Annotated in this window: 23 protein-coding genes and 1 pseudogene; 12 read left to right on the top strand and 12 right to left on the bottom strand. The window is 70.2% G+C overall.

The genetic code is table 11. The annotated features are described in order from the left end of the window. Nucleotides 1-19: 19 nt before the first annotated feature. From OC490_RS18010 to OC490_RS49560, 3 genes and pseudogenes are all read right to left on the bottom strand, one after another. Nucleotides 20-457, bottom strand: coding sequence for an NUDIX domain-containing protein (locus OC490_RS18010; protein ID WP_262058971.1), 438 nt, complete (start codon nucleotides 455-457; stop codon nucleotides 20-22). Between the two features lie 11 nt (nucleotides 458-468). Next, nucleotides 469-1,509 carry a LacI family DNA-binding transcriptional regulator gene (locus OC490_RS18005; protein ID WP_262058970.1) on the bottom strand — a complete coding sequence of 347 codons (1,041 nt, stop codon included), beginning with the start codon at nucleotides 1,507-1,509 and terminating at the stop codon, nucleotides 469-471. Nucleotides 1,510-1,738: 229 nt separating this feature from the next. Continuing rightward, nucleotides 1,739-1,825, bottom strand: a pseudogene (locus tag OC490_RS49560) (organic hydroperoxide resistance protein); the annotation flags it as partial. A 358-nt stretch (nucleotides 1,826-2,183) separates the two neighbouring features. Here OC490_RS49560 and OC490_RS17995 point away from each other — a divergent pair. Beyond that, on the top strand, nucleotides 2,184-3,038 hold the full coding sequence (locus tag OC490_RS17995; protein ID WP_262058969.1) for a chitosanase: 855 nt from the start codon (nucleotides 2,184-2,186) through the stop codon (nucleotides 3,036-3,038). 212 nt (nucleotides 3,039-3,250) lie between these two features. Then, nucleotides 3,251-4,186 carry an SDR family oxidoreductase gene (locus tag OC490_RS17990; RefSeq protein WP_262058968.1) on the top strand — a complete coding sequence of 312 codons (936 nt, stop codon included), beginning with the start codon at nucleotides 3,251-3,253 and terminating at the stop codon, nucleotides 4,184-4,186. Between the two features lie 16 nt (nucleotides 4,187-4,202). On the opposite strand, the gene OC490_RS17985 is transcribed toward OC490_RS17990, so the two are convergent. From OC490_RS17985 to OC490_RS17975, 3 genes are all read right to left on the bottom strand, one after another. Beyond that, the gene (locus OC490_RS17985) at nucleotides 4,203-4,883 is read right to left on the bottom strand and encodes an RNA polymerase sigma factor (protein WP_262058967.1); all 681 of its coding nucleotides are present in this window, start codon (nucleotides 4,881-4,883) and stop codon (nucleotides 4,203-4,205) included. A 100-nt stretch (nucleotides 4,884-4,983) separates the two neighbouring features. Next, nucleotides 4,984-6,345 (bottom strand): carotenoid oxygenase family protein, encoded by a 1,362-nt coding sequence (locus tag OC490_RS17980; RefSeq protein WP_262058966.1) that lies wholly within the window; start codon nucleotides 6,343-6,345, stop codon nucleotides 4,984-4,986. Between the two features lie 23 nt (nucleotides 6,346-6,368). Next, complete coding sequence (locus OC490_RS17975) at nucleotides 6,369-6,926, bottom strand: hypothetical protein (protein ID WP_262058965.1); 558 nt, start codon at nucleotides 6,924-6,926, stop codon at nucleotides 6,369-6,371. A 271-nt stretch (nucleotides 6,927-7,197) separates the two neighbouring features. Between OC490_RS17975 and OC490_RS17970 the strand changes: the two genes are divergently transcribed. Next, nucleotides 7,198-7,815: a PadR family transcriptional regulator gene (locus OC490_RS17970; protein ID WP_262058964.1), complete on the top strand. Its 618-nt coding sequence runs from the start codon at nucleotides 7,198-7,200 to the stop codon at nucleotides 7,813-7,815. A 35-nt stretch (nucleotides 7,816-7,850) separates the two neighbouring features. Here the strand turns inward: OC490_RS17970 and OC490_RS17965 are convergent, their stop codons facing one another. Further along, the gene (locus OC490_RS17965; RefSeq protein WP_262058963.1) at nucleotides 7,851-8,447 is read right to left on the bottom strand and encodes an immunity 21 family protein; all 597 of its coding nucleotides are present in this window, start codon (nucleotides 8,445-8,447) and stop codon (nucleotides 7,851-7,853) included. 405 nt (nucleotides 8,448-8,852) lie between these two features. Between OC490_RS17965 and OC490_RS17960 the strand changes: the two genes are divergently transcribed. Together OC490_RS17960 and OC490_RS17955 are read left to right on the top strand one after the other, a co-directional pair. Next, complete coding sequence (locus OC490_RS17960; protein ID WP_262058962.1) at nucleotides 8,853-9,584, top strand: GPR1/FUN34/YaaH family transporter; 732 nt, start codon at nucleotides 8,853-8,855, stop codon at nucleotides 9,582-9,584. 32 nt (nucleotides 9,585-9,616) lie between these two features. Next, on the top strand, nucleotides 9,617-11,410 hold the full coding sequence (locus OC490_RS17955) for a CocE/NonD family hydrolase (RefSeq protein ID WP_262058961.1): 1,794 nt from the start codon (nucleotides 9,617-9,619) through the stop codon (nucleotides 11,408-11,410). A 37-nt stretch (nucleotides 11,411-11,447) separates the two neighbouring features. On the opposite strand, the gene OC490_RS17950 is transcribed toward OC490_RS17955, so the two are convergent. After that, the gene (locus OC490_RS17950; RefSeq protein WP_262058960.1) at nucleotides 11,448-12,134 is read right to left on the bottom strand and encodes a TetR/AcrR family transcriptional regulator; all 687 of its coding nucleotides are present in this window, start codon (nucleotides 12,132-12,134) and stop codon (nucleotides 11,448-11,450) included. A gap of 147 nt (nucleotides 12,135-12,281) precedes the next feature. Here OC490_RS17950 and OC490_RS17945 point away from each other — a divergent pair, with 147 nt between their 5' ends. Beyond that, entirely contained in the window at nucleotides 12,282-13,307 is a 1,026-nt protein-coding gene (locus OC490_RS17945; protein ID WP_262058959.1) for a LacI family DNA-binding transcriptional regulator, read from the top strand. Here OC490_RS17945 and OC490_RS17940 read toward each other — a convergent pair. Continuing rightward, nucleotides 13,290-17,240 carry a glycosyl hydrolase gene (locus tag OC490_RS17940; RefSeq protein ID WP_262058958.1) on the bottom strand — a complete coding sequence of 1,317 codons (3,951 nt, stop codon included), beginning with the start codon at nucleotides 17,238-17,240 and terminating at the stop codon, nucleotides 13,290-13,292. The two genes, OC490_RS17945 and OC490_RS17940, sit on opposite strands and share 18 nt — an antisense overlap. Before the next feature lie 219 nt (nucleotides 17,241-17,459). Between OC490_RS17940 and OC490_RS17935 the strand changes: the two genes are divergently transcribed. Continuing rightward, nucleotides 17,460-18,752 (top strand): MFS transporter, encoded by a 1,293-nt coding sequence (locus OC490_RS17935; protein ID WP_262058957.1) that lies wholly within the window; start codon nucleotides 17,460-17,462, stop codon nucleotides 18,750-18,752. Nucleotides 18,753-18,784: 32 nt separating this feature from the next. Further along, nucleotides 18,785-20,254, top strand: a complete 1,470-nt coding sequence (locus OC490_RS17930; protein WP_262058956.1) for an L-fucose/L-arabinose isomerase family protein — start codon at nucleotides 18,785-18,787, stop codon at nucleotides 20,252-20,254. Nucleotides 20,255-20,256: 2 nt separating this feature from the next. On the opposite strand, the gene OC490_RS17925 is transcribed toward OC490_RS17930, so the two are convergent. Both OC490_RS17925 and OC490_RS17920 read right to left on the bottom strand, forming a co-directional pair. Further along, complete coding sequence (locus OC490_RS17925; protein ID WP_262058955.1) at nucleotides 20,257-20,523, bottom strand: DUF6959 family protein; 267 nt, start codon at nucleotides 20,521-20,523, stop codon at nucleotides 20,257-20,259. A gap of 88 nt (nucleotides 20,524-20,611) precedes the next feature. Further along, entirely contained in the window at nucleotides 20,612-21,277 is a 666-nt protein-coding gene (locus OC490_RS17920; RefSeq protein WP_262058954.1) for a DUF6629 family protein, read from the bottom strand. Between the two features lie 273 nt (nucleotides 21,278-21,550). On the opposite strand from OC490_RS17920, the gene OC490_RS17915 reads away from it, so the two are divergent. Continuing rightward, nucleotides 21,551-21,766, top strand: coding sequence for a DUF4177 domain-containing protein (locus OC490_RS17915; RefSeq protein ID WP_262058953.1), 216 nt, complete (start codon nucleotides 21,551-21,553; stop codon nucleotides 21,764-21,766). A gap of 41 nt (nucleotides 21,767-21,807) precedes the next feature. Here the strand turns inward: OC490_RS17915 and OC490_RS17910 are convergent, their stop codons facing one another. Further along, a complete protein-coding gene (locus OC490_RS17910) occupies nucleotides 21,808-22,833 on the bottom strand; it encodes a LacI family DNA-binding transcriptional regulator (protein WP_315986681.1) in 1,026 nt (341 codons plus the stop codon). Nucleotides 22,834-22,979: 146 nt separating this feature from the next. Between OC490_RS17910 and OC490_RS17905 the strand changes: the two genes are divergently transcribed. Genes OC490_RS17905 through OC490_RS17895 form a run of 3 tightly spaced genes read left to right on the top strand, consistent with a single transcriptional unit; the run spans nucleotide 22,980 to nucleotide 25,910 of the window. After that, nucleotides 22,980-23,798 carry an ATP-binding cassette domain-containing protein gene (locus OC490_RS17905; RefSeq protein WP_262058952.1) on the top strand — a complete coding sequence of 273 codons (819 nt, stop codon included), beginning with the start codon at nucleotides 22,980-22,982 and terminating at the stop codon, nucleotides 23,796-23,798. Next, complete coding sequence (locus OC490_RS17900; RefSeq protein WP_262058951.1) at nucleotides 23,795-24,856, top strand: ABC transporter permease; 1,062 nt, start codon at nucleotides 23,795-23,797, stop codon at nucleotides 24,854-24,856. Before OC490_RS17905 ends, OC490_RS17900 begins: the two co-directional genes overlap by 4 nt. Nucleotides 24,857-24,908: 52 nt before the next feature. After that, on the top strand, nucleotides 24,909-25,910 hold the full coding sequence (locus OC490_RS17895) for an ABC transporter substrate-binding protein (protein ID WP_262058950.1): 1,002 nt from the start codon (nucleotides 24,909-24,911) through the stop codon (nucleotides 25,908-25,910). Nucleotides 25,911-25,967: the final 57 nt, after the last annotated feature.

Here is a 25,967-nt window from a genome sequence, read left to right as displayed (position 1 = left end):
CTTCCCACCACGGCGACCGTCAGGCGGCGCCCCACGCGTCGACATGTCGGAGCACATAGTCGGCGAGCTCGGCCGGCTGGAGGTTGAGGGCCGCCACGGCGGGGCGGCTCAGCGCCACCCGGACCGGTTCGAAGTCGCCCGTGTCGGGGTCGTCGAGCTCGGGACCGTGCCGGCGGCCCGGGTCCATGTCGAGCAGGTCGGCCAGGAAGTAGTGCTGTACGACAGTAGTCGTGCCGCCCGGTTCGGTCAGCGTGAGGAACTCGGTGGCGGGACCGATCGTGGCACCGATCTCCTCCATCGCCTCGCGGCGCAGCGCCGCTTCGAGGTCCGCGTCGGCGGGCTCGACGCTCCCGCCGACGGTCGTGCAGTAGGAGTCGCCGCCCGGCCAGCCCCGCTTCAGGAACACCAGCTGACCGTGGTCGAGCAGCACGACCCGCGCCTTGTGCCGAACCTTCATGCCCCGAGAGCCTAGCGAGGCGGCGCCGACGACGACGCGCGGACGACGAGTTCCACCGGCGGGTCGGACATCGGCAGCGGAGGTGCCTGCGGGTTCTCGATGGCGTGCACGAGAAGCCGGAGGCCGGTCCGCGCCATCGCGTCGAACGGCTGCCGTACGGTCGTCAGCGGCGGAGTCACATAGGCGGCGACCGGGGTGTCGTCGAAGCCGACCACGCTGATGTCCTCAGGGATCCGCCGGCCGGCCTCCGTCAGGGCCCGGATCAGGCCGATCGCCATGTCGTCGTTGGCGGCGAACACCGCGGTGGCGCCGGGGTCTTCGGCCAGTGCGCGACCGGCCGCGTAGCCGGAGGCCGCCGACCAGTCGCCCTGTACGACCGGCGGTTCCGCCCGGCCGTGCGCGGCGAGCGCCGCCCGCCAGCCTTCGAGCCGGTCCCGGGCCGAGTACCAGCGCTGGGGTCCCGCCAGATGATGGACCGTGGCGTGGCCGAGCTCCAGCAGATGTTCGGTGGCGGCCCGAGCCAGTCGGCTGGACACGATCCCGGCCGTCACCACATGGGGCGCGACGAAGGGCGGCGGCGCGCCGAGGACGAGCACCGGCACATCGACCCGCGCGGACAGGTCCGCGCCGTCCTCCTCGTCGATCGGCTCGGAGATGACGATGCCGTCCACGCCCTGGTCGAGCAGTGAGTCGACGGCACCGGCGATGCCCGTCGACTCGCCCTCCACCGTGTTGACCACACGGAGCGCGTAACCGGTGTCGCGCACGGCTCGCTCGATACCCATGAGCAGCGAGGCGGGTCCGTACAGGGCGGTCCCGAGCGTCACGACGCCGATGGACCGGGTGCGTCCGGAGGCCAGTGCGCGGGCCGCGTTGTTCGAGCGGTAGCCGAGTTCCTCGGCCGCGGCCAGGACCCGACGGCGTACGTCCGCGGAGACGTACGGCTCGTCGTTCATGACCCGGGACACCGTCTTCTGCGACACGCCCGCCAGTCGGGCCACGTCCACACTGCGCGGTGCGGCTCCCGCGCCGCGTCCTGTCCCTGGTGCCATGGCGTCTCCTGATCTTCGGCAGCCGCATCCTAGCCCGCGTCCGCTGCCCACAGGCCTCGCGCTGTCGGGAAGCGCGAGGCCTGCTGTCGCGTGTCCTCCCTTGCTGGACCGTGGCCCTGAGGGTCACGTCGATGGTGCCGCGGGTGCCGTTGGAGCACGGGCACACCTCGTGGGTGGCCTTCACCCGGACGGTGGAGGCGCCCGGTCGAACCCCCTGACCGCTCGCGATCAGGCGGAGTCCGTTGTGGAAGCAGGCGGCGTAACCGGCGGCGAAGAGCTGCTCGGGGTTGGTCCGGTCGCCGCCGGGGCCGCCCATCTCCTTCGGGACCGCGAGGGCTTCGTCCAACACGCCGTCGAGGGAACGGACTTCGCCGTTACGGCCGTCGCCGGTCGACAGGGCCTCGGTGGTGTACAGCGCGGACATGGCGGTTCCCTTTTCGTGAGTGCCACGAGTGGCAGAGCCACGAGCGGGGCGCCAACCTGAGCAGGCGGCCGGTGCGACAAGGGCGGGCAAACCGTCAAGCATCACCCTCGCACAGACACACGACTCTCGTTCATATCTACGAACTTGACTCCTGGTGGGTGCCGTCCTCGCCGAACCTCTGATAGTTAAGTTTCCTATCAGTTCGACGGCACGACCAACTCCCCACCCCCCACCACCATTTGGAGTCCCAGTGGTCCAACCGTTCCGTGCCTCAGCGACCCCCGAGCCGGCGAGCCCCTCGCGCCGGACGCTCCTCGCGCTCCTCGGCGTGTCGCTCACGGCAGTACCTCTGCTGCGCACTCCGCAGGCCTCGGCAGCCACTCCGGCGGTCCGGGCGATCGGCCTCGACGACCCGGCGAAGAAGGAGATCGCCATGAAGCTGGTGTCGAGCGCGGAGAACTCCTCCCTCGACTGGAAGGCCCAGTACAAGTACATCGAGGACATAGGCGACGGCCGCGGCTACACCGCCGGGATCATCGGCTTCTGCTCCGGCACCGGCGACATGCTCGACCTCGTCCAGCTCTACGCGTCCCGCAAGCCCGGCAACGTCCTCGCCAAGTACCTGCCCGCGCTCCGCTCGGTCAACGGCACCGACTCGCACTCCGGCCTCGACCCGAACTTCCCGAAGGACTGGCGCACCGCGGCGCAGGACACGGTGTTCCAGCAGGCGCAGAACGACGAACGCGACCGCGTGTACTTCAACCCCGCCGTCAGTCAGGGCAAGACCGACGGGCTCCGCGTGCTGGGCCAGTTCACGTACTACGACGCCATCGTCATGCACGGCGACGGCGACGACCCCACCAGCTTCCGCAACATCCGCGCCCGCGCCCTGCGTTCGGCCAAGCCGCCGGCCCAGGGCGGCAACGAGACGACGTACCTGAACGCCTTCCTCGACGCACGCGTGTGGGCCATGAAGCAGGAGGAGGCGCACAGCGACACCACCCGCGTCGACACCGAACAGCGCGTCTTCCTCCGCAACGGCAACTTCGACCTCAACACGCCGCTGTCCTGGAAGGTCTACGGAGACAGCTACCACATCAACTGACCCGACGAGACGTCTACGGCGCCGGGACCCAAGGTCATGGGTCCCGGCGCCGTAGACGTCTCGCACCGTCCCCTCACCAGGCCATGCCTCCCGCGTATCGCCGTATGCCCCACAGGCCTTGGACACCAGCGCGCCGCCGTCCCTAACGTGGTCCGCGAGCCCGCCGCCCTTCGCTGTCGGGTCGACCCGGACCGATCTGAGGGATTTCCACTGTGCGTGTTTTCGTTGTGGGCGCGACGGGTTACATCGGATCCGCCGTCGTTCGCGAACTCCTCGGAGCGGGGCATCACGTCCTCGGCCTCGCCCGCTCGGACTCGGCCGCCGAGGCTTTGACGCGATCCGGCTCGGCCGTGCACCGCGGTGACATCGCGGACACGGACAGCCTGCGCGCCGGCGCCGCGGCGGCGGACGGTGTCGTCTACGCCGCGAACCAGCACATCTCCGAGACCACCGACCCGGCCGCCCGCGCGAGGACCGAGCTCGCCGCGGTGCAGGCGATCGGCGCCGAACTGACAGGCACGGACAGGCCGTTCGTGGTCACCTCGGGGGTCCTCGGCCGCACCCCGGGGCAGCTGCTCACCGAAGAGACCCCGACTGTCCCGACCGTCGTCACGGCCCCGCGGCTCCAGGTCGAACTGTCCGTCCTCGCCCTGAGCGAGCACGGGACGCGCTCGTCCTCCGTACGGCTGGCACCGACCGTGCATGGCCGGGGGGACGCACGCGGATTCGTCCCGGCGCTCATCGGCGTCGCCCGTACGACAGGCGTGTCCGCCTTCGTCGGCGACGGATCGAACCGGTGGCCGTCGGTGCACAGACGCGACGCGGCGACCCTGTACCGACTGGCCCTGGAATCCGCCCCGGCCGGCACGCGCCTGCACGCGGTCGCCGAGGAAGGGGTGCCGTTCCGCGAGGTCGCGCGGGCCATCGGCCGCAGGTTGAAGGTCCCGGCCGTCAGCCTGACGCCCGAGGAGGCGAGGCGGCACTTCGCCGGTTTCCTGGCCGCGTTCGTCCCGATCGACAACCCGGCGTCGAGCGCCCTCACCCGGCAACTCACCGGATGGACGCCGACGCACCCCGACCTGGTCCCGGACATCGAAGAGGGCCATTACTTCGGGGAATCGAGCGAGGAGTCCGGCGCGGAACTCTGAACCGGGCCCGTGAACCTCAAGTGCGGGCCGAGGCGGGGACAGAGACGGGGACCGCATCTCCGTCGGCCGCGGCGAGCAATTCGTAGGCCTCGACGCGTCCCGCGCGGATCCGCTGTTCGGCGGGGCCGTGCGGGGTGTCCGCCGTGGCGGCGAGGACGGTCGCCATCTTGGCGCGGCCCTGGCTCAGCCGACTGCGCACGGTACCGACCGGAATCCCGCAGGCGACCGCGATCCGCTCGTACGAGGTGGCCTCGGCGGCGAAGTAACGCAGCAGCAGAGGCATCCGCAACGCCGGGGAGAGTTCGGCCAGGGCCTCCCAGACCCAGTCCCGCAGCGCATTCCGCTCAAGCCACTGCTCCGGCCCCAACTGAGCCGTCGCCGCAGGCAGTTCACTCACCGGCCGGACCAGCCCCGCTTCCCGCAGCACCAACCGGCTGGCGTTGCGCACGATCATCCGCAGCCATGCCCCCACGGCCTCCGGATCACGGACATCGCCGATCCGCAGCAGCGCCGTCAGCGCCGCGTCCTGCATCACGTCGTCGGCATCCGCGCCCGGCCCCAGAATGCTGAGGACCACCGCGCGCATTCCGCCCCGGTGCCGCTCCAACAGGTGCCCCAGCGCGGCGACTTCACCGGACTGAGCCGCACGCGTCAGCAGGACGTCCTCCCAGCGCGCCGCTTCGGCGACTTCCCCCATCACACGATCCCTTTCGGTATCCGTCCGGCTCTTCACCGCCTTCGGCGGGAGCCGTCCTCCGAGCACGGGGGCCCGGAGGACGGCTCACCGTTCACATGGGTCAGGCGTCCGCCAGCCAACTGCCGTGGAATCCGGCGGGTACCCGTCGGGGCAGGTGGATGGTGGCCACCGGCTCCCGTGCGAGGTTGTCGGCGTCGAGGATCACCAGGTCGCTCCGGTCGGTCGAGGCGTCGTAGACATACGTCATGAGCCAGCCGGGGCCGCCGGGTCGGTCGTCGGCGGGGGCGAAGGCCGCCTCGCCCGGGAAGCGTCCCGGAGCGAAGTAGTGACTGGCGACGCTCGACTTGCGGAGGTCGTACCGGTGGATCGCGGCACGCGACTCGTTCGGGTCGTACTGCGGAAGCTCCGGAACGGGCGCCGCGGTGACGTGACCGAACTCCGCCGGGAGGCCCGCGAGTCGGTCGTCGATGCGGGGGAACTCGCCCGGGTGGTCGTCGAGTTGCTCCTCCGCGACGGCACCGGTGGCGAGGTCGATCGTCCACCGCCACAGGTGGGCCGCCGTCGCCACAGTGACGCCGTCCCGCAGCGACGGGTAGCGCATGCCCAGCAGGACGAGGCGCCGACCGTCGTCCTCCTCAAAGGAGTTGAGGGTGTGGAAGACGTAACACGGGTCGATGTCGAACCAGCGGATGTCCCCGTGCGGGTCGTCCCGGCGCAGCACGCCGAGCCTGGCTCCGTAGGTGTCGGACCAGACGTACGGCATACCTCCGTCCGGATCCATGGCCCGCTCGATGCTGAACACGGCGGGCAGGTCCATGAAGACGACATGGTTCCTGGTCAGGTAGAAGTCGTGCATCATCGTGTGCGCCGGGACGTCGATCGGCCGGCTGACGGTCAACTCGCCACTGGCGTCGGCCCGGTGATAGGTCAGATAGGGCGCCGACAGCCCTCCGTACCCGTAGAAGTGGAGCTCACCGGTGACCGGGCAGGTCTTCGGGTGGGCGGTCATCGGGGTGCGCAGGCGTCCGTCGAAGTCGTAGGGGCCGACCGTGTCCAGTTCGCGCCCGGCCTCACAGCTCAACTCCTGCGGGAAGGACGTCTCAACGAGGGCGAGGGTGCGGCCCGCGTGCCGTATGACGTGGGTGTTGGCGACGCCCGCGGCGAGGTCCATCCCGCCGTCGCGGCCGTAGACCTGGGCGCCCGTGGCGAGGGTGGACGTGCGGACCCAGCGGTTGCGGTACGAGGTCGCCCGGCCGCCGTCGAGGCGGACCCCGTGCACCATCCCGTCGCCGGTGAACCAGTGGGCCGAGGCCGCCTCGTGCGGGTTGGGGCCGTTGCGCAGATACCAGCCGGTGAGTTCCGGCGGGACGGCACCGGTCACCTCCAGGTCGGTGACCGTGATCTCGTCGGGGACCGGGGCGAAGTTTCCGGCGAGGTGCGGAGGGGTGCTGTCTGTACTCACAGGGATTTTCCTTCGGATGACGGTCAGGCGCCCGCTGCCAGCAGGGCTTCGAGTCGCGCCTGGACCCGCTTGGGATAGATCGAGGTGAAGACCGCGGGGGCGACCAGGCCGACGACATGAGCGGTGATGCCGATCCAGGCGGGAGCGTCGGTGGCGTTGCTGATGGCCAGTACGACGGCGATGAACGTGAACCCGGCTCCCCAGGCGGCCGTGATGGCGTTGTTGACGGCGAGGAATCCCGGGGTGTTCCAGTACTCCTCGGGCGTCTGCCGGCGGGCGATCCCGAGCGTGAAGGGGCTGCGGAGGGCCATGCTGCCCCAGGCCGTTCCAGCGAGCCAGACGAAGGAAATGACGTCGCTGTGGTCCTGGACGGACGAGTCGGGCGAGCTGAAGGCGATCGCTCCGATGATGACGAAGTAGATGATGGTGCTGATCTCCAGGACCATCGCGTCCATCGCCACTCCCCTGCGCCGGTCCTGCAGTAGCAGCAGGAGGCCGGAGACACAGCCGGCCACCGCGCCCCAGCGCCAGTCGACGGCGGAGACGAAGCCCGCCACGATCCATGGGACGAACCCACGCATATAGCCCATGATGCCCACGATGCGTTTCCTCGCAGTTCGACGTTCCAACTTTGACAGGTGGAAGCTAGATGCTCCGCAAACAACATGTCAAGGTCGGAATATTGAACGAAAGTCCACCGCAGCCCCGCCCCCGCCGACCCGAACGGGCCCCACCTGCACGAACCTCTGCGACCGCGTCCGACCTCCACGCGCCCCCCCTCCGGCACACAGAATCCGCAGGGGTAGTTTTCGACCTGTCAATATTGGAGTGACACGGGTTAGTGTTGTCCGCATGAGCCTCCGCAACGCCCTCCTGGGCCTCCTCGTCTTCCGCCCCGGCAGCGGCTACGACCTGCTGAAGATGTTCGACACGTCGCTCGGATACGTCTGGCCCGCCAAGCAGAGCCAGATCTACGGCGAGCTGACCAAGCTGGACGCGACAGGTCTGATCAAGGTGACGGAGGAGGGCCCCCGGGGGCGCAAGCAGTACTCGCTCACCCCCGAAGGGCACGCGGAGACGGAGCGCTGGCTGACCGAGAGCCGGGAGAGCAGGCCGCAGCGCAACCCGATGCTCCTGCAGACCTTCTTCCTGGGACTCCTACCACGCGACGAAGCGGTACAGCGACTCCTCGACCACGCGGAGGCCTCGGCCAAGGAGCACGACACCCTGGTCGCCCTGCGGGACACGGAGGACTGGGACAAGGACATGCTGACCGTGTGCGGCAGGCTCGTCCTGGAACACGGCATTCGCCAACGGGTCCTGGAACAGGAGTGGGCCCGCTGGGCCGCCGACCAGCTTCGCGCGGGGCACGCCGTGGATCCCGCCGGGGGCCCAACAGGCGCTCCCGGCAAGGAGATTGACGCGCAGGAATCAGGCACCACGGACACCTCCGACGCACAAAGCGGGTAGCAGTCGCCCGGCGGAACGTCGTAGCGCCCGGTTCCTCAGGCGGAGACCTCCTCGGTGGGCAGCAGGTGGACCAGGCCGACCCGGTTCTCGTCGTCCGCCTTGATGTGGACGGCTCGTACTCTCCAGCGGCCGGCGGGCAGCGGGACCTGCGCCTCGGCGGGCAACCCGCCACCGGGGTACTCGACGCCCAGCCCGGCACCCGCTTCGGCGGAGTCCATGAGCACGGCCGGGCCGTCCGACACCCATGTGCCGCACTCTTCCCACGGGGTGGCGGGGTCTGCGAGCACCGCCTCCGCCGCCACCCTCAGGCCGGCCTCGGAATCGGCGCCGAGCCACCGCAGGAATGCTCGATGCTCCGGCAGATAGCAGCTGGTGGCCGGTTCGTCCGCCAGCACCAGTGCCTGCGCACCGCTGTCGCCGACAGCGATCACGCCGGCCGGATCGTCCAGCGCGCAAGCCCGGTCGTAGTCGTCCGGAGCCGTGCCGTCGCCCGCCATGACCCCGCTCTCCGTACACCCGTGCCACGCGGCCAGCGCGGATACGGGGACGACTATCAGGGGCCCGCCCATCGACTCCACCCAGACAAGGGCGGCGGGTGACACATCGGTCGCGGCGGGTGAGATCGAGTCCATGCCGCCAGTGTGCCCGCACCCACTGACAACGCCCTCGGGAAGGGGCGGCACAGCCACCCGGTGCGAACATTCCTGCCGCCTCCTCCCCCGGCCGCCCCCGAGGACACCGACCCTCCTCGTTTCGGAGAATATATCTCCACTTTCTCCGGCCCCGGAAGCCCCACCTCTCAACTCTCCGAGATGAACGGTGGACACCCCACCCCACCTGCGGCGATACCGGCCCCGGGACCGTCTCCGCGCCACGCCTAACTACCCGAAGGCCGTCGCCGAGGCCTCGCAGAGCGCGTTTTCCACTTCGGTTCGATCCCTTGACAGTCCCAATCGGCCCTTCCCAAACTACCGACCATTCGGTTGACGGCCCGGGTCGGACGCCCCGGCTGTCGGCATTCCAGAAGGGTGATCACCATGACTGAAGTGTCGCTTCACGATGCCCAAAGCCCGCCGGTCCCCACCGGTACCACCTCCCACATCGGCCACGCGACAGCCGTGGGAGCGGCCGGGTTCGCGTGGTGCTCGCTCATCCTGGGCCTGCACACCGCCGGCGTCATCGACGCGGCCGACGGCACGATCGTGCTGGCGGGGACCTTCTTCTACGGCGGCATCGTCCAACTCGTCGCGGGCTTCTTCGCGTTGGCCGCCGGGGCGACGTTCGCGGCTTCCTTCCTGACGGCGTACGGGGCGTTCTGGCTCGGTTACACCGTCATCGAGTTCTGGGCCGCACCGCACATCGCGGGCAACGCGGCAGCCGCGGCGAAGGCCCATGGGGCCACGGCGGAGGCCGCGGCGGCTCAGGGCGGTCATGCGGTGATGCAGTCGCTGGGGCTGTTCCTGCTCGCCTGGCTGGTCGTCACGCTGGTCTTCGCCGTCGCCAGTCTGGGCACCAACGCGGTGACCGTGAGCGCGTTCGCCCTGCTGACGCTGACGATCGTGCTGCTGGTGATCGCCTACCTGGGGGCTTCGAGTGCGGGCGTCCCGAGCGATTCGGTGCTGCACACCGCCGGTTACGTCGAGATCGCCCTGGCCGCCGTCGCCTTCTATCTGGTGCTGGCCGAGCTGACCAACGAGGTGCGCGGACGCGTCGTGTTCCCGCTCTTCGCCCTGAACCGTGGCCAACAGGCCGTCCCGCAGACGGCATGACGAGGAACCCTCCCCCACCCTCAAGGAGCCGCATGAAGAAGTCCAAGGCAAGAGACCGGCTGAAGTCGCCCCAGGGATACTCCGCGCTCGGCAGTACCGCCGCGGTGCTCCTCCTGGTCGCGGCCGGACAGACGACGGCCACCGCCCTCCCCGCGCACGCGGCCACCTGGGAGCCGCCCGCCGCCACCTACGCGGCGAGCGCGCCCGTCCACACCACCGTCACCATGGACGACGGTGTGAAGATCGCCGTCGAGGTCGTCTATCCGACCGATCCGAGCACCGGCGCACGCGCGTCGGGCCCGTTCCCCGTACTCCTCACCCAGAACCCCTACGGCACCCAGCGCTCCGACCCCACGGACAGCGGCACCTACTTCGTGCAGCGGGGCTACATCTACGTGGCCTCCGCGGTGCGCGGCACCGGCGCGTCCGGCGGACAGCTCGACTGGTTCGGCGACCGGCAGGGCAAGGACGGAGCCGACCTCGTCGACTGGGCCGCCCATACGCTGGCGGGGTCCAACGGCAAGGTGGGGCTTGACGGTTGCTCCTATCTCGGGGTCAACCAGTGGTTCACCGCGGCGGCCGTGGGCAAGCACTCCGCGCTCAAGGCCATCACACCGTTCTGCACCGACTCGGACTTCTACAACGACCTCACCGCCAACGGCGGTGTCCCCACCCCCTTCGTGGCCGGCATCGCCCAGGCCGAGCCGCGCGGCCCCGAGGACGATCCCGCCACCGACCCGCAGTCGGTGACCATCGCCCAGCAGGCTTCGGGCGGTTCACGCTCGTACGACGACGCGTACTGGCAGGCCCTCGACGTACAGAAGCTCATGCCGCGGATCGTGGCCAACAACATTCCGGCGCTGTCCGAGGCCGGCTGGAACGACCTCTTCCCCGGCGGGAACCTGGACGCCTACGCGGCGGCCCAAAACGCCTACTACCACCGGCCGTTGACCGATCCGATCACCTCGGGTGAACCCGTCACGGGCCGGTACCAGGCGATCGTCGGGCCCTGGACGCACGGAGAACACGTCAACGAGGCCACGCTGCAGGGCATCCGCCTGGAGTGGTTCGACACCTGGCTCAAGGACGCGCCCACAGGCATGGCCGACACCTCGACCCCCCTGCACCTGTTCGAGAACGGCGTGAGCAACTGGGTCGACAGCGCCGCCTGGCCGCTGTCCTCCGACGCCCGGACCTACTACCTCGGCGAGAGCTCCCTCACCACCGCCAAGCCGGCCGGTCAGGGGAGCGACACCCTCACCTGGAGTACCGCGACCGCGGCGAACACGCTGACCTACACCACCGCCCCGCTCGCCAAGTCGGCGCTGCTGGACGGCCCGACCGACGTCACTCTGTACGCCGAGTCGACGACACCGGAGACCGAACTCTCCGCCAAGCTGAGCATCGTCGCGCCGGACGGGACGGTGACCAAGCAGGCCGACGGAATCCTCCTGGGCAGTCAGCGCGCGCTGGACACCCAGGAGAGCTGGTACGGCGGGAACGGCACCCTGCTCAAACCGAGCCACCCCTTCACGCAAGCGTCGCAGCGCCCGGTGCCCCCGGGACAGACCACCAGGTACGACCTCTCGCTCCTGTCCAACTTCACCAGGATTCCCGCCGGTTACCGCATACAGATCACCATCGACAGCCGGCCGCCGGCGGACTTCCACTTCCCCGTCGCCCCGACCCCGCAGGAGTCGGCGAACCTGACCGGCGGCGTCTACACGGTCGAACGCTCCCCACAGACAGCGTCGTTCGTCAACCTGCCCCTCACGACGCCGAGTTCAGCGACGCCCAGCCGCGACGACTGGGGACCGTCCTCCTGAGAACACGGATGGCAGGTCTGTACGTACGGCGGACCTGCTACTCCTGTCTCGGGGCCGGCCGGGCCAGCCCCATCACCTGCTCCACCGTCTCGTTGCCCAGGCTCGGTGTCGTCAGGGGAAGGTTGTCGGGACGCTGCCGGACGCCGTTCAGCAGGATCTCGATGCAGCGCCGCCAGATGTCGGGCCGCCTGCCCTGGGTGAACTGACTGGCGGAACTGACCATCTGCACCATGACCGGGATGTCGGAGGGAGTGATCTCCGGGCGCAGGTCTCCGCTCTCCTGGGCCCTCCGGATCAAGGCCTCCAGAAAGGGGAGCATGCCGCCCCGCGCGGTCTCCATGTGCGCGGAACTGTGGCTCCCCAATATGATCACTTCGTGCAGGCCGCGGTTCTCGGCGAGGTCGGCCGCCATCTCCGTGAGGAAGTCGACGAACCCCTGCCAGGGGTCCGGATGAGCGAGCGCGCGCTCGGCGGACTGCTGCCGGATCTCGAAATCCTGCTTGAACAGGGCCCGTACGAGGGTGTCCTTGTCGGGGAAGCGCCGATACACGGTGCCGACCCCCACGCCGGCGTGCCGGGCCACGTCGTCGAGCGTGACCCCCAGCCCGTGCTGACCGAAGACCTCCCGCGCGGCACGCAGGATCTTCTCCCGGTTGAGGGCGGCATCGCGCCTCAGCGGGCGGTCGCCCTCGACAGGACCCTCAGCCCCAACACCCTCAGCCATGGCGCCATGCTAGCCCCGTTGATCACGACCGGGTTCGCGTTCGGCGTCCGTACCCCGCGGAAAACGTTCCAACACCCCCCGAGGTAGACTTTCCGCGCCCATGAGGACCGTGTCGTGCCTGGTCGCACGGCTGTCAGAGCGAGGGGGGTGGACGTCATCCAGGTTCGCCCCGCCCGTATTCAGGATGTCGCAGCCGCCGCGGGAGTCTCGGTGTCCACGGTGTCGAACGTCCTGAACCGGCCCGAGCGGGTCAACGCCCGCACCGCCGAGCGGGTCCGTGACGCGGTCGCCGCCCTCGACTACGTGCCGCATCCGGGAGCCGCCGGCCTGCGCACCGGGCACTCGTCCTCGATCGGCCTTGTCCTGCCCGACGTGGCCAACTCCTTCTACTCGCGCATCGCACGGGGCGCGGCGGACGCGGCCTACGACCACGGCTACTCGCTGGTGCTCTGCGACAGCGGAGACGATCCCGAGCGGGAGCAGGGCTACTTCACGATGCTGATCGAGCAGCGGGCCGTCGGTGCGGTGGTGGTGCCGCTGGGCGCCGATCCCACCCGGCTCACCCGGCTGCGCGAACGCGGTATCCCGCTGGTGCTCGCGGACCGCGCGCTGCCGGTCCAGGACGGGTGTTCCGTCTCCGTCGACGACATCGCGGGCGGCCGGATCGCTGTGCAGCACCTCCTGGACCGCGGGGCGCGCGACCTCCTCGTCGTGAACGGCGAGCGCGGGATCGCGCAGTGCGCCGACCGCCACCAGGGCGCCCGGCAGGCGGTCCGCACCCAGCGTGAGGCGCGGCTGCGCCAGATCGTCGCCGACGAGATGACGGTGGCGTACGGCCTGGAGATCGCACGTGGCCTCGACGAACTGCCCGAGGGCGTCTTCTGCACCAACGACTTCCTCGCTGCCGGGCTGTGCCGTGGACTGGGTGAGCGGGGGGTGCGCATACCCGAGGAGGTGCAGGTGGTCGGCTACGGCGACCTCGACATAGCGAGCTTCGTGGGAACGACCCTGACGACGGTGCGGCAGCCGGTCGAGGAGCTGGGCCGGGCTGCCGTGGGAATGCTGCTCGACGAGGTGGAGGCCCGTGCCGAACACGCCCACGAGACAAGGGTGTTCGCCCCCGACCTCGTCCTTCGTGACTCCACCCGGCCTCCGTCAGACCGGAGTTCGTAGCGTCACGGGGCCCATCAACCCGGACGGGAGCTGGGACGGGAAGGCCCAGGCGGTGGGGGTGGCTTCCGCCAGGTAGGGGGCGAGGGTGTTGTTGACCGTGACGTCCAGACGGACCGTCCGCCCTGCGGCGCCCAGGAGTTGAAAGCGGTACGGGGGACAGAACGCCTCACCGACGCGCTCCCCGTCGAGAGCGACCGACACACTGCCGCGCACCCGCCCGAGGTCCAGTACCGGGTCCGGCCCCTCCGGCACCTCCATCTCCCGCGCGTACGTCACCCCACCACTCCAGCCGCTCAGCCCCAGCAACTGCCAGTCCCCCAGTGGCAGTCGCGCCGGTACGCAGCGGACGCGCACCGGTCCGCGCCAGGCGGAGCCGCCCCGCAGGACGGCCGTGGGCTCGGTGACGATCTCCAACTCCGTGGCCTGCGCCACTGGTCGATCCAGCGTCAGCACCTCGCCGTCGAGGGCCCTCTCGCCACCGTCGCCGACCCGCACCCTCGCCGCCAACTCCAGTGGCAGGTCCAGCGCTACGGTGCCCGGCGGCACGGTGAAGCGGAAGCGCTGTGCACGGGGGCGGACGGTGTCCGTGGACCGCAGGGGCAGTACGACGGCGCCCTGCACCGGTCCGCCGGTCAGCCACTCGGTCTCCGGCAGCGGGTGCGGTCGTACGGCCGCGTGGCAGTGCTGCAACTCCCCCCACCGGCCTTCGTGTTCGACGGTCCGGCCGCACCACTCCCCCGTCTCGGCCTCCCAACCGGCCCCGCTGGTCAGGGAGTTCACCGCCGACTCCGTGCGGGCCACACAGTCGACGAACACCGCCTCGCGCGGGTGGGCGGCGTCGGCCACCACTTCCAGCACGTGTTCGCCTTCCTCCAGGGCGAGTTGATGGCGGAAGAACATCGGTACGACGCCCCAGTCGGACTCGTAGTACTCCGCCTTCTCCTGGCGCGCGACGACCGCCCCGTCGAGCAGCACGGTGACACCCACCGCGGCACCCACCACGAGTACCGCCTCTCCCGACGCGCGCAGACGGCCTCGATAGGTGACGCCGCCGTGCGGTCGTACGTCCTCGGGCAGGCACATGAACTGTGGGCGTGGGGTGAATCCGCCCGGTCGGGTCAGGCAGAAGTAGCTGCCCAAAGGGGTGCCCGCGGTGCCGGAGATCAGGAGCGGCCTGTCCTCGGCGTCGGCCAGTTCGTATTCGAGGACGTTGCGGGGCCGTCCGACCGTCACGCGTGCGGTAGTGAGGTATCCGGCGGCGGTGTCGAGGAGTTCGCCGTTCCACCACACTCTTTTGACGGCCGCGGCGCCCACATGCAGCTCGGCGGGTCCCCGGTGGTCCGTCTCGACGATCGCCCGGACCCTGGCGACCGTCCCGGGCCCGGGCACGGGGACGCGCACGAACTCCTCGTTCACCATCCCCTTGTTGCCGAGCAGGCCGTCCGGCTCCGGGATCCCTCGGCTCGACGAGTACAGCGAGACCCGCCAGTCCTCGTCCGAGGGGGTGAGGGGGAGGGCGTCGGCGAGGACGTGTTCGACACCGGGCCCGTCGAGTGGTTCGGGGGCCCGGGCGGCGGGTGTCGGAGACAGGACGCGGACCCGGTTTCCGTAAGTCGCCCGTGCGGCTTGCCAGTTGGCGTCGGGGCCGTCCGTCTCGGTCCAGCGCATGGACCAGATCTGCGGTGCGGCGACGGATGTGCCGGCCGGGAGCGCCAGGTCGCCCCAGGTGTTGTCCATGGTGGGGACCAGACGGCCTTCCCAGCCGTCCGAGACGTCGGTCGTCCGCTGCGGCCTCGGTGCCGGTGCGGCCGTCCGGGGTGTCAGCGGGCTGCCTTCGCGCCATACGACGAGGACGGCGGAGGCGCCCTCCAGTGGCACCGCGATGGTCGAGCGGCCGTCGCGGACCGTGATGTCCGCCGGCTGTCGGGTGCCGCTCGCCGGGTTCCAGATCTCGGCCTCGGCGACCTGGGCGTGCACGGTGACGGTCGAGTGGCGGGCGTAACGGGCGGGGTCCGCCTCGTGGTTGGCGTCTCCAGGCAGCGTGCGGGCGTCGGGGAAGGCACCCGTCACCAGGGCCACCGCCCCAACTCCCTTTCTCCTGACGAGCAGTGGCACCTCGCCGGTCGCGTGTCCGGCGTTGTCGGCCAGCGTCGCCGCTCCGCCCTCGGCGTCGCTCGCCCGCTCCAGTCGCGGGTGCTTCAGCAGGGCCGCCACGACGGAGTCGTCACCGGCCAGTCCGGCGGCCGAGGCGGGCGGACGGCCCACGACCACCACCCGGCCGCCCGCGTCGAGGAGTTGGGACAGTCGGCGTGCGGTCTCCTCCTCCAGGACGCTCGCCGAGGGCAGCAGTACGGCGCGGTACGCCAAGTCCCCTACGCGCAGGGCGCCTTCGGTTGCCGTGGCGCGCTGCACGGAGGCGTCGTCGATGACGTCGTAGGAGATGCGGTGGCGGTCCAGTGAACCGACGCGCGGGCCGAGCCAGTTGTTCGTGCCGCACAGGCCGAGGTAGTGCTCCTGGGTCTCGTCGGCGTCGGCGTGGTCGTCGCCGAGGCGGCAGTCGCCGAAGTGGTGGACGGGTGCGTCGAGCGGGAGGAGGGCCTGCATGGTGGCGGTGGGGTGCAGGACCGCGACGTCGGCGCTGTAGGTGCCCCAGGACATGATCGAGCAGATCCGGGCGACGGCGCGGGAGAACGCCGGGTACTGCTGCCAGTAGGGCTGGCGCCAGTCGGTGGACGGCGGTGCCCACTCGAACCAGCCGCCCGCGGTGCCGAAGTAACTGGCGTGCGGGTTGTACAGGTTGGCCCCGCTGCGCAGGAACGGCAGCAGCCAGTCGTAGGTGTCGGCGAGGGTGCCGCCCCAGCCGGAGGAGTGGAACGCCTCGATCCAGACGCGTTCGTGGCCGTAGAGGTGGGCCATGGAGGAGTGGACCTTGGAGTCGCCGTGGTGGTCGCTGCCGACGGCGCCGTACCAGCGGTGGGTGCGGAAGTAGTCGGTGTAGAGCTGTGTCGACTGGGCCGGGAACCCGGCGCGCGCGGGGTTGCTCTGGTCGGCTCCGACGAGCATGCCGCGTTCCTCGTGCCAGGCCGCGAGGGGCTTGAAGAGGGCCTCTTCGGTGAGCTCGGCGCGGACCGCGTAGTAGTCGGCGCGGATCTTCGCCGCGCGGGCGTCCGCCGGGCCGAACAGGGCCGGCAGATGGTCGAGCAGGTCGTAGCCGCGGCGGGCGCGGAACTCCTCGGGGAAGCGGGGGCTCCAGGAGTTCGTGGCGGGCAGTTCGTCCTGGAAGCTGCCCGCGATGACGTTGCCCAGGTACTCGGGAACCCGGCGGTCGTACTCGTGGTGGACGGCGTCCAGGAGCAGTTCCCCGGCGTGCGGGGAGAGGTAGTCGAAGGCAGTGGGGACGGCGACGACGAGCCGGACGTCCGTGCCGTCCGCAGCTGTGATCCGGAAGGAGCCCGGGGCGAGGGCCACTTGCAGCCGACGGCCCGTCAAGTCGTAGGCGGCGACTAGGGTTTCAGCACCCTGCGAGGCGACCGTGCCGCCCGAGACAGTGGCCCTGCGGGAGCGCAGTGCGCGGCCGGTGGCAGCCAAGTGCCGCCGGGTGACGGCGCCTTGGACGTTGGCGCCGGAGAAGCCGAGCTGGTCGTAGAACCACAGGCGGGTGCCGATGTCCCGGGCGATGCGACAGGCGTCGGTGAAGCGGTCCCACCACTCCTCGCCGAACCACGGCGGGTCGTCGGTCCGGGCGCCGAAACTCGGGCCTGCCGGGGCCAGGTTGATCACCACGAGGTTGTGGACGCCGCCGTCCGCGAATCTGCGCAGCTGCCAGTCGAGACGCTCGCGGGTGACCTTGGCGCCCGACCACCACCACAGCGGGGTGGGGCCGAAGTCCCGGGGCGGGGCGTCGAAGAGCTGCTGGAGCGCGGGAGAGATCACGTCGGCGGTCCTTCCGGGTGCGGCTCGGTCACCCACACGGATCAAAAACGTTTTTGGTCGACTCAGTCGTCTGCCACCTGCAATGTTGGCACCGGTACCGGGGACCGGGAAGACGGCTGACACTTCTTCACGCCGAATGGCGCAAGGGGACTTGTTGGAACGTTTTCCGAACCCTATATTCACTGCGACCCCGGCCCCGGAGCCGCGAGGAGCCGCATCATGAGCCGATTCTTGCCCGCTGCCCAGGCACAACCGGAACAGCCCATCCCGAAGCACCTGTGGAAGGTCGCCGCCCTCTCGGGCATGGCCTCCTACCTGGACGCCGCGCTCATCGTCAGCATCGCCGTCAACCTGGCCATCTACCGCGACAGTTACGACATGGGCGTGTGGATGGCCGGGGCGATCAGCGCCATCGTCACCGGCTGCATCGCCGTCGGCTCCCTCGTCGGCGGCCGGCTCGCCGACCTGTTCGGGCGCCGCCGCGTCTACAACCTGGACATCCTCTGCTACGCGGTGGGCGCGGTCGTCATCACGCTGGCGCCGAACGACATCGTGCTCTTCGTCGGCGTGCTCGTCGCGGGGCTGGCGGCCGGTGCCGATCTGCCGACGTCCCTGGCCGTGGTCTCGGACGCCGCGCCTCCCGAAGGCCGGGCGCGTCTGGTGTCCTTCACCCAGGTCATGTGGGTGCTGGGCATCGTCGTCGTGATCTTCCTCGGCTATCTCCTGTCCGACACGGGACTGACCGGGGCGCGGTTCATCACCGGCCATCTGGTCGTCGCCGCGCTGGTCACCTGGCAGCTCCGCTCCCGTCTGGAACTGCCCGACGAGCCTGCGGAGGAAGAGGTGCCGAAGGAGGCGGTGCCGCGCGGCATCGAGCTGAAGAACATCTGCAACCGTGCCGCGATGGTGCCGATGGTCGCGACCTTCGTCTACTACGTCACCTGGGGCATCGGCGCCAACACCTTCGGCCAGTTCGGCACCTACCTGCTGGTGACGGTGAGCGGTGCCTCCCAGAGCCTGGCCACCGGGATCAACCTGGCCTTCCTGCCGATCGCGCTGGTGCTGACCTTCGTCTTCGTCCGGCTCGCCGACACACCCTGGCGCGACCGGCTGTTCTACGTGTTCACGGTCGTGCAGGTCGTCGCCTTCTGCATCGCCTCCGTCACGGCCGGCGCCCTCGTCGGCATGCTCGTCTTCTTCGTGCTCTACCAGATCTCCAACCCCTTTGCCGGGGAGGCCAGTTACAAGGTGTGGTCGCAGCTGACGCTGCCCCCGGACACCCGCGGCACCACCCAGGGCCTCACCTACGCCCTCTCACGCGGGGTCTTCGCGGGCGTCGCTTTCGTCACGCCCGCCCTGATGGACTACAGCGCCTCCGTCCTGCTCTGGTCGATCACCCTCTGCATGGCGGCCTCGGGCGTCGCGGGCGTGTACGTCATCCATACCCTCATCCGGCGCTCCCCCGAGGCAACGGCCGCTCGGGTCAAGGGACTCGGCGTGGCCCGGACCTGAGTCCACACCGGAACCCGGAAGGAACACCCCGCATGACAACGACCGACCCCCTGCCTGTGACCGCGGAACGCGCCGCGGTCCTGCGTGAGTTGCTCCCCCCGGTGTCCCGCCGCCGCACCCGGATCGGACTCGTGGCGGGTGGCCTCGGCGCCTACTGGCCCCAATTCCCGGACCTGCTACCGCAGTTGAAGGAGTCGTCCGCGTACGTCGCCGAGCGTCTCCAGCGGATGGACGCGGAGGTGACCGACGTCGGCTTCATCTCCGACGCGGTGGAGGGAGCGGCAGCGGCGGAGCAACTCCGGCGCGCGGACTGCGACTTGATCGTGCTGTTCCTGACGACCTACCTGACCTCGTCGATGGTGCTGCCGATCGCCCAGCGCTCGCACACCCCTGTCCTGGTCATCGACCTCCAGCCGTCCGAGCGGATGGACCACGCCTCCTTCGACACCGGTGCCTGGCTCGCCTACTGCGGGCAGTGCCCGGTGCCCGAGGTCGGCAACGTCTTCCGGCGGGCCGGCATCCCCTTCCGGTCGGTGTCGGGCTGGCTGCGCCAGGAGTCGGCCTGGCGGCGCATCGAGCAGTGGATCCGGGCGGCGGGGGTCCGGGCCGCGCTCCGGCACGCCCGGCACGGTCTGATGGGGCATCTGTACCCCGGCATGCTCGACGTGTCGACCGATCTGACGCTGCTCCCCGCGACGTTCGGCTCGCATGTCGAGGTGCTGGAGTTCGACGATCTACGACAACGGGTGGAGCGGGTCGGCGAGGCCGAGACCCGTGAGCGCACGGCTCTCGCCCGGCAGATCTTCGCCGTCGACGACAGCGTGGTCGACGAGGACCTCGCATGGGGGGCGACCGTGTCGGTCGCGCTCGACCGGCTCGTCGAGGACTTCGGCCTCGACACCCTCGCCTACTACCACCGCGGTCTCGACGGCGAACTGCACGAACGGCTCGGCGCCGGCATGATCCTGGGTGCCTCCCTGCTCACCGCCCGGGGCGTGCCGGCCGCCGGTGAGTACGAACTGCGCACCAGCCTGGCCCAGTTGGCGACGCAGAGCATCGGCGCCGGGGGTTCCTTCACCGAGATCCAGGCCCTCGACTTCGAGGACGGGGTGGTGGAGATGGGGCACGACGGACCCGCGCACCTCGCGGTCAGTGCCCGTGATCCGCTGCTGCGCGGCCTGGGCGTCTATCACGGCAAGCGCGGCTGGGGCGTCAGCGTGGAATTCGACGTCCAGCACGGTCCCGTGACCCTCCTCGGCGTGGGCCAGGACGCCGACGGCAGCCTGTCGTTCATCACCTCGGAGGGCAGCGTCGTACCCGGGCCGCTGCTCGCGATCGGCAACACCACCAGCCGTGTCGACTTCGGCCGTGATCCCGGTGAGTGGGTCGACGCGTGGAGCGCCACGGGCGTGGGCCACCACTGGTCCCTCGCGCTCGGCCACCACTCCGCCGACTTCCGGGCCGCCGCGAGCCTGCTGGGCATCGGGCACCGGGAGGTGTGAGGTCAGTAGGGCCGCTGGATGCTGTGGTTCTCCAACGCCACGGAATAGCGGGTCAGCAGCGCGTCGAGGCCCGCCAGGAGAAGCCCCGCGGACTCCTCCGCCTCGGCGAGGTCGCCGCGCTCGCAGGCCTCCACCACCTCGGCCACATCGGTGCGGAGTATGTGCAGGGAGTCGCCCTGGATGAGCACACCGGGGAACCGGCGACCGGGCAGACGGACCACGGCGTCGTTCCCGCCGTCAGTGAACAGCTCTACGTCAACGCGTTCCATGGCGCCATCCAACCCGACAGCACCGCCCGACATCAACGAAGTTGTACGCAGGGCACTTTGGACCCCACTCGACCGCGCCCGTTTCTCGTCATGGTCGCGCGGACCCACCACCCGACAGACTCGCGTACGGTCGCTGCCCCTGCTCCCCGTCCCGGCCGCGCACCCAGAAGAACAGGACCACCGAGGACACCGCGGCGACCGCGCACCAGGTCGAGACGAACTCCAGCTCCCACAGCGTCCAGCAGACGAGCGCGCCGACGGTGACCAGGATCCCCAGCACCAGCAGCCCGCGGTCACCGGACAGGAGCAGCGAGCCGACCGTCGCCACGAGGTAACCGGCGATGACCAGTGGGGAGTACGGAACATCGACGACGTACCCGACGGTGTGGCCGCGGATCTCGGACGTCACCGGATGCGCGACAAGGGCGTAGACGAGCGCCGCGGCCGTGGCCGCCCCGATCGCCAGCAGTACGGCGAGCCGGGGCCGGGCCTGCGGTGGCGCGGCGCACCACACGCCCGCCGGAACCCACACCGCCAGCAGTGGCAGGGCGATGACGGCCCAGGTGAGGGTGGCGGCACCGGTGCCCCCTCCGGCGGCCCACACCAGCGACTCGACGATCTGGTGGACACCGAGCAGCCACGGCAGCGCGGCCATCGGCAGATCGGCCGGCCGACGGGTCCGGGCCACACAGGCCACCCCTACGGCGAGGACGCCCGCGCCCGCGACGAGATCGGCCTTCGCACTCCAGCACATCGCTCCCCCACGGGGTCGGTCCGCATCCGCCTGCGCCACGGTTCACGCTACGTCTCCGCCCCGCCATGTGCCGGGTGACACCACGGCCGTGGCGCGCCGTGAAGGCATACCCGTGCGCGCCTTTCCATCCCGGCCCGCTCAACGCACCTGCCCCCCGGCCCAGTTGACAGCAGGACCCCGAAACCACCCCCGGCCTGCGCGCGAGCGTCCTGCCGTGATTGGCTGACCCCGCCCACCGCACACCGTGCGCACGCACAGGAGGACACCGCAGCCATGAGCAACACCTACACGTTCGAGTACAAGGTCGTCAGCTTCCGGGAGTCGCTGATCGGCGACGCGCTGGACAGCGACAAGCTGGAGAAGGTCCTGAACAAGCACGCCGAGGACGGCTGGGGTCTGAAGGCGATCACCGCCGCCGACGTCAAGGGCCGGATAGGTCCCGGTGCGGTCGAGGGTCTGCTCCTCACCTTCGAGCGGCCCCGCGCGTAAGCGCCGACCGACTCCGTGCGCGGGGCGGGGGCCGGGGGTCGTCAGCGCCGAGGAACCGGGAGCGGCGCGGCGGGGCCCGGGATCTCCCCCGACCCGCGCGGGATCAGTTCGGTGGGCATGACGACCCTGCGGGGCGGTGACGCGTCCCCGTGGATACGGGCGAACAGCAGATGTGCGGCGCTCGTCGCGAGGGCGACCGGGTCCTGCGCGATGACGGTGACCGGCGGGGTCAACTGTGCGGCCAGTGCGAAGTCGTCGAAGGCGATGAACGCGACGCCGGCGGGCAGCACCGGCAGGACGCCCAGCGCGAGGACCTCGTTGCCCGCGAGCACGGCCGTGGGCGGTTCGGGTGCGGAGAGGATCGCGGTGACGGCCCGCGCGGCGTCCGCACCGGACCGCAGTCCGTGCCGGACGAGCGCCGGGTCGGCGTCGATGCCCTCGGCGCTCAGGGCCGACAGATATCCGCGGTGGCGTTCGCCGAAGGTCCAGATCTCCCGTCGGTCACCGAGGTAGCCGATACGGCGGTGGCCGTGCGCGACGAGATGGCGTACGGCGTGTTCCACCGCGCCGAAGTTGTCCACCACCACGGTGTCCACGTCCAGGCCCGGCGCCGCCCGGTCCACGCACACGATCTTCGTGCCCAGCGCCTGCGCCGGACGTAGAAAGCGGTGGCTGCCCGCGGCCGGGGTGAGGATGAGCCCGTCGACGCGACGGGCGGTGAAGGCGGCGATGACCTCCCGTTCGCGGTGCGGGTCGGCGCGGCTGGAGCCGATGAGGACCATGCTGCCGCGCCGATGGGCGATGTCCTCGGTGGCCGAGGCGACGGCGGCCATGAAGGGGTCTGCGACGTTGTCCACCATCAGTCCGATGGTCTGGCTCAGTCGGTCCGTACGGCGCAACTGCCGTGCCACGTCGTCGCGTTGATACCCCAGCTTGCGGACCGCGGCCTCCACGCGGGCGGCCGTGCGGGGGGCCACACCCGCCTCGCCGTTGACCACCCGGGACACCGTCATCACGCTCACGCCCGCTACCGCGGCTACGTCCTTCATCCTGGGACGACTGGCCACGCCGCGTCCTCCAGATCTCGTCCAGCGCGACCGGACCGACGGGCCGATGGCACGCACCCGAACCGTGTCCGTCCCGACCCTTGACGCCCACTCATGGGCCTCCCAGAATCGACGAACTGTTAACGATACCAACCAGAAAGCACAGCATGGCCTCTGCAAGGGAACCACTGCTCGCGGCGCATGGTGTGGTCAAGCGTTTCGGCCATGTCCAGGCGCTCCAGGGCGCAGACTTCACGGCGTACGCCGGTGAGGTCGTCGCACTGATCGGTGACAACGGTGCCGGCAAGTCGACGTTGGTGAACGTACTTTCCGGTGTGCTCACCCCGGACGAGGGCGAGGTGCGCCTGGACGGGGTGCCGGTCCGGTTCACGGGGCCGATGGACGCGCAACGGCACGGAGTCGAGACCGTCTACCAGGATCTTTCACTGGCGCCGGATCTGGACGCGGCGGCCAATCTCTATCTCGGCAGGGAACTCGTGCGCGGGGGTCTGCTCGGCCGCCTGGGCGTGCTCGACCGGCCCACGATGCGGCGGGAGGCGATCGCGGCGTTCGGTGAACTGGGAGTCGAACTGAAAGATGTGACGGCTCCTGTGACAACGTTGTCGGGAGGGCAGCGGCAGTCCGTGGCCGTCGCCCGCGCGGTCGCCTTCGCCAACAAGGTCATCTTCATGGACGAGCCGACCGCCGCCCTGGGTGTCGTCCAGCGCGCCCGGGTCCTGGAGACCGTGCGCAGGGTCGCCGACCGGGGCATCTGCGTCGTTCTCATCAGTCACAACATGCCCGAGGTGCTGTCGGTCGCGGACCGGGTCGAGGTGCTGCGGCTGGGCCGCCGGGTCGCCTCGTTCACCGCGGCCGACGCCACGATCGAGAAACTCGTCGGCGCCATGACCGGATCACTGGACGAGCCCGTCCACAACGGCGACGCCGACCCGGTCGGCGCGACCGAAGCGGAGGAGGGGCAATGAGCGCCAACAGCCAGGACATCAAACCGGCCGCCCCGGTGCAGGACCCGGCGCCGGCCGGCGGCGGACGCCTCGCGATACCCCCGTGGCTGCGACGGGCCGCCGGCATCAGCGAGTTGTGGACCTTCGTGATCCTCGTCGCGCTGGTCGCGTTCTTCACCATCGCGGCGCCGGGCAAGTTCTTCACCCAGTACGACCTCACGCAGATCGCCGTGAACGCGGCCATCTATCTGGTGCTCGGTGTCGGTATGACGTTCGTGATCATCACCGCGGGCATCGACCTGTCGATCGGCTCGGTGCTGGTGCTGGCGGCGGTCGCGGCGGGCGAGTACAACATCCATCACGGCGGACCCGCCTCCAGTTGGGGCACGGTCGCCGTCTGTGTCGTCATCGCCCTTGCGGTGGGCGCCGGTTGGGGCGCGTTGCAGGGAGCGGTGGTGGCGACCGGGAAGGTGCCGCCGCTGATCGTGACACTGGGCGGACTCGGTGCGGCGCTGGGCATCGCCGAACTCGCCACCGGCGGCCAGGACCCGGCGGGTGCCGCCGCCACCCACCTCCAGAACAGCCTGGGTTTCGGCAAGTTGGCCGGCATCCCCTGGATGGTGATCCTGGCCGCGGTGGTCACCGCCCTGTTCGGCGCGGTGCTCGGCGCCACGAGGTTCGGCAGCCACACCCTGGCGATCGGCTCCAACCCGACCGCCGTCCGGCGCGCGGGCATCCCGGTGGGCCGCCATCTGATCATGGTGTACGGCCTGATGGGGCTGCTGGCCGGTCTGGGCGCGGTGATGTGGCTGGCCTCGTACGGGACGACGTCCATCGCCGGGCACTCCACCGACAACCTGAAGGTGATCACCGCGGTGGTCCTGGGCGGGACCAGCCTGTTCGGCGGGCGGGGCTCCGTGCTCGGCACGGTGATCGGTGTGTTCATCCCCGCCGTGCTGACGACCGGGCTGATCGTCATCGGCGTGCAGCAGTACTGGCAGGACGTCGCCGTCGGTGTCGTCCTGGTCGCGGCCGTCTACATCGACCAGATGCGCAGGAAGACCCGAGAGCGCGCATGACCCCCTCCCCGACCTTCGCCCCCACCCTCGTATGACCCTGGAGGACAGCCTTATGTCGAGCATTCGCATCACGCGCAAAGCACTGGTCGCCGCGGGCACCGTGCTGGTCCTGACCGGCGCCGCCGCCTGCAGTTCGTCGAGCGACAGTGGTGGTTCGGGGTCGAAGGGAGGCGCCTCCGGCAAGAAGGTCCGGCTGATCACCGGCGTGAAGAGCGACCCCTTCTACATCACCATGACCTGCGCGGCACAGACCGAGGCCAAGGCCAAGGGCATGGACTTCTCGGCGGACGGTTCCGCGCAGTGGGACGTGTCGGTGCAGCGGCCCCTCCTCGACTCGGTGGCGGCGTCCCGCCCCGACGGGCTGCTGATCTCGCCGGTCGACGTCAGCGCGCTCACCCCGTCGCTCAAGCAGATCCAGTCGGCCGGGACGAAGGTCGCCCTCGTCGACACCACGGTCACCGACTCCTCCATCGGCATCACCCGGATCTCGTCCGACAACGAGAAGGGCGGCCGGGTGGCGGCCGACGCGCTCGCCAAGCTGATGAACGAGAAGGGCTCGGCGATCGTCATCAGCGTCAAGCCCGGTGTCTCCACCACCGACGCCCGCATCAAGGGCTTCACCGAGGAGATGAAGAAGTACCCGAACATCAAGATGCTGCCCACGCTCTACGACAACGACCTGCCGGCCACCGCGGCCTCCCAGATCCAGTCGACGCTGGCGGCCCACCCCGACCTCGGCGGTGTCTTCGCGGGCAACACCAACACCGGTACCGGCATAGCCACCGGTCTCAAGCAGGCGGGCAAGGAGGGCACGGTGAAGGTCGCCGCGTTCGACGCCGAGCCGGACGAGGTCGCCTCCCTCAAGGCGGGGACCCTCCAGGTACTCGTCGCGCAGGACCCGGCGGCGATCGGCAAGGAGGCCGTCGACCAGCTCGCCGCGGCCTTCGAGGGCAAGTCGGTCCAGAAGTCGATCGGCACCAACATGGTCGCCATCACCAAGGCGAACATGGACCAGCCCGAGATCAGCAAGTACTTCTACAAGGCGGGCTGCTGACCGGTCCGCGACCACAGGTTCCGCCGGGCACCCCACCTCTTCCGGGGTGCCCGGCAG

The organism is Streptomyces sp. STR69 (assembly GCF_024519455.1).
Classification (GTDB): Bacteria; Actinomycetota; Actinomycetes; order Streptomycetales; family Streptomycetaceae; genus Streptomyces.
This window is presented reverse-complemented; position numbering and strand designations above follow the sequence as displayed.

Bases quoted from the DNA above. Each gene is read 5' to 3' on its own strand.
- OC490_RS17970 (WP_262058964.1), top strand. From the start codon at position 7,198: ATGAGCCTCCGCAACGCCCTCCTGGGCCTCCTCGTCTTCCGCCCCGGC.
- OC490_RS17955 (WP_262058961.1), top strand. From the start codon at position 9,617: ATGAAGAAGTCCAAGGCAAGAGACCGGCTGAAGTCGCCCCAGGGATAC.
- OC490_RS17920 (WP_262058954.1), bottom strand. From the start codon at position 21,277: ATGTGCTGGAGTGCGAAGGCCGATCTCGTCGCGGGCGCGGGCGTCCTC.
- OC490_RS17915 (WP_262058953.1), top strand. From the start codon at position 21,551: ATGAGCAACACCTACACGTTCGAGTACAAGGTCGTCAGCTTCCGGGAG.
- OC490_RS17975 (WP_262058965.1), bottom strand. From the start codon at position 6,926: ATGCGTGGGTTCGTCCCATGGATCGTGGCGGGCTTCGTCTCCGCCGTC.
- OC490_RS17925 (WP_262058955.1), bottom strand. From the start codon at position 20,523: ATGGAACGCGTTGACGTAGAGCTGTTCACTGACGGCGGGAACGACGCC.
- OC490_RS18010 (WP_262058971.1), bottom strand. From the start codon at position 457: ATGAAGGTTCGGCACAAGGCGCGGGTCGTGCTGCTCGACCACGGTCAG.
- OC490_RS17900 (WP_262058951.1), top strand. From the start codon at position 23,795: ATGAGCGCCAACAGCCAGGACATCAAACCGGCCGCCCCGGTGCAGGAC.
- OC490_RS18005 (WP_262058970.1), bottom strand. From the start codon at position 1,509: ATGGCACCAGGGACAGGACGCGGCGCGGGAGCCGCACCGCGCAGTGTG.
- OC490_RS17985 (WP_262058967.1), bottom strand. From the start codon at position 4,883: ATGGGGGAAGTCGCCGAAGCGGCGCGCTGGGAGGACGTCCTGCTGACG.
- OC490_RS17960 (WP_262058962.1), top strand. From the start codon at position 8,853: ATGACTGAAGTGTCGCTTCACGATGCCCAAAGCCCGCCGGTCCCCACC.
- OC490_RS17905 (WP_262058952.1), top strand. From the start codon at position 22,980: ATGGCCTCTGCAAGGGAACCACTGCTCGCGGCGCATGGTGTGGTCAAG.
- OC490_RS17950 (WP_262058960.1), bottom strand. From the start codon at position 12,134: ATGGCTGAGGGTGTTGGGGCTGAGGGTCCTGTCGAGGGCGACCGCCCG.
- OC490_RS17965 (WP_262058963.1), bottom strand. From the start codon at position 8,447: ATGGACTCGATCTCACCCGCCGCGACCGATGTGTCACCCGCCGCCCTT.
- OC490_RS17930 (WP_262058956.1), top strand. From the start codon at position 18,785: ATGACAACGACCGACCCCCTGCCTGTGACCGCGGAACGCGCCGCGGTC.
- OC490_RS17935 (WP_262058957.1), top strand. From the start codon at position 17,460: ATGAGCCGATTCTTGCCCGCTGCCCAGGCACAACCGGAACAGCCCATC.
- OC490_RS17895 (WP_262058950.1), top strand. From the start codon at position 24,909: ATGTCGAGCATTCGCATCACGCGCAAAGCACTGGTCGCCGCGGGCACC.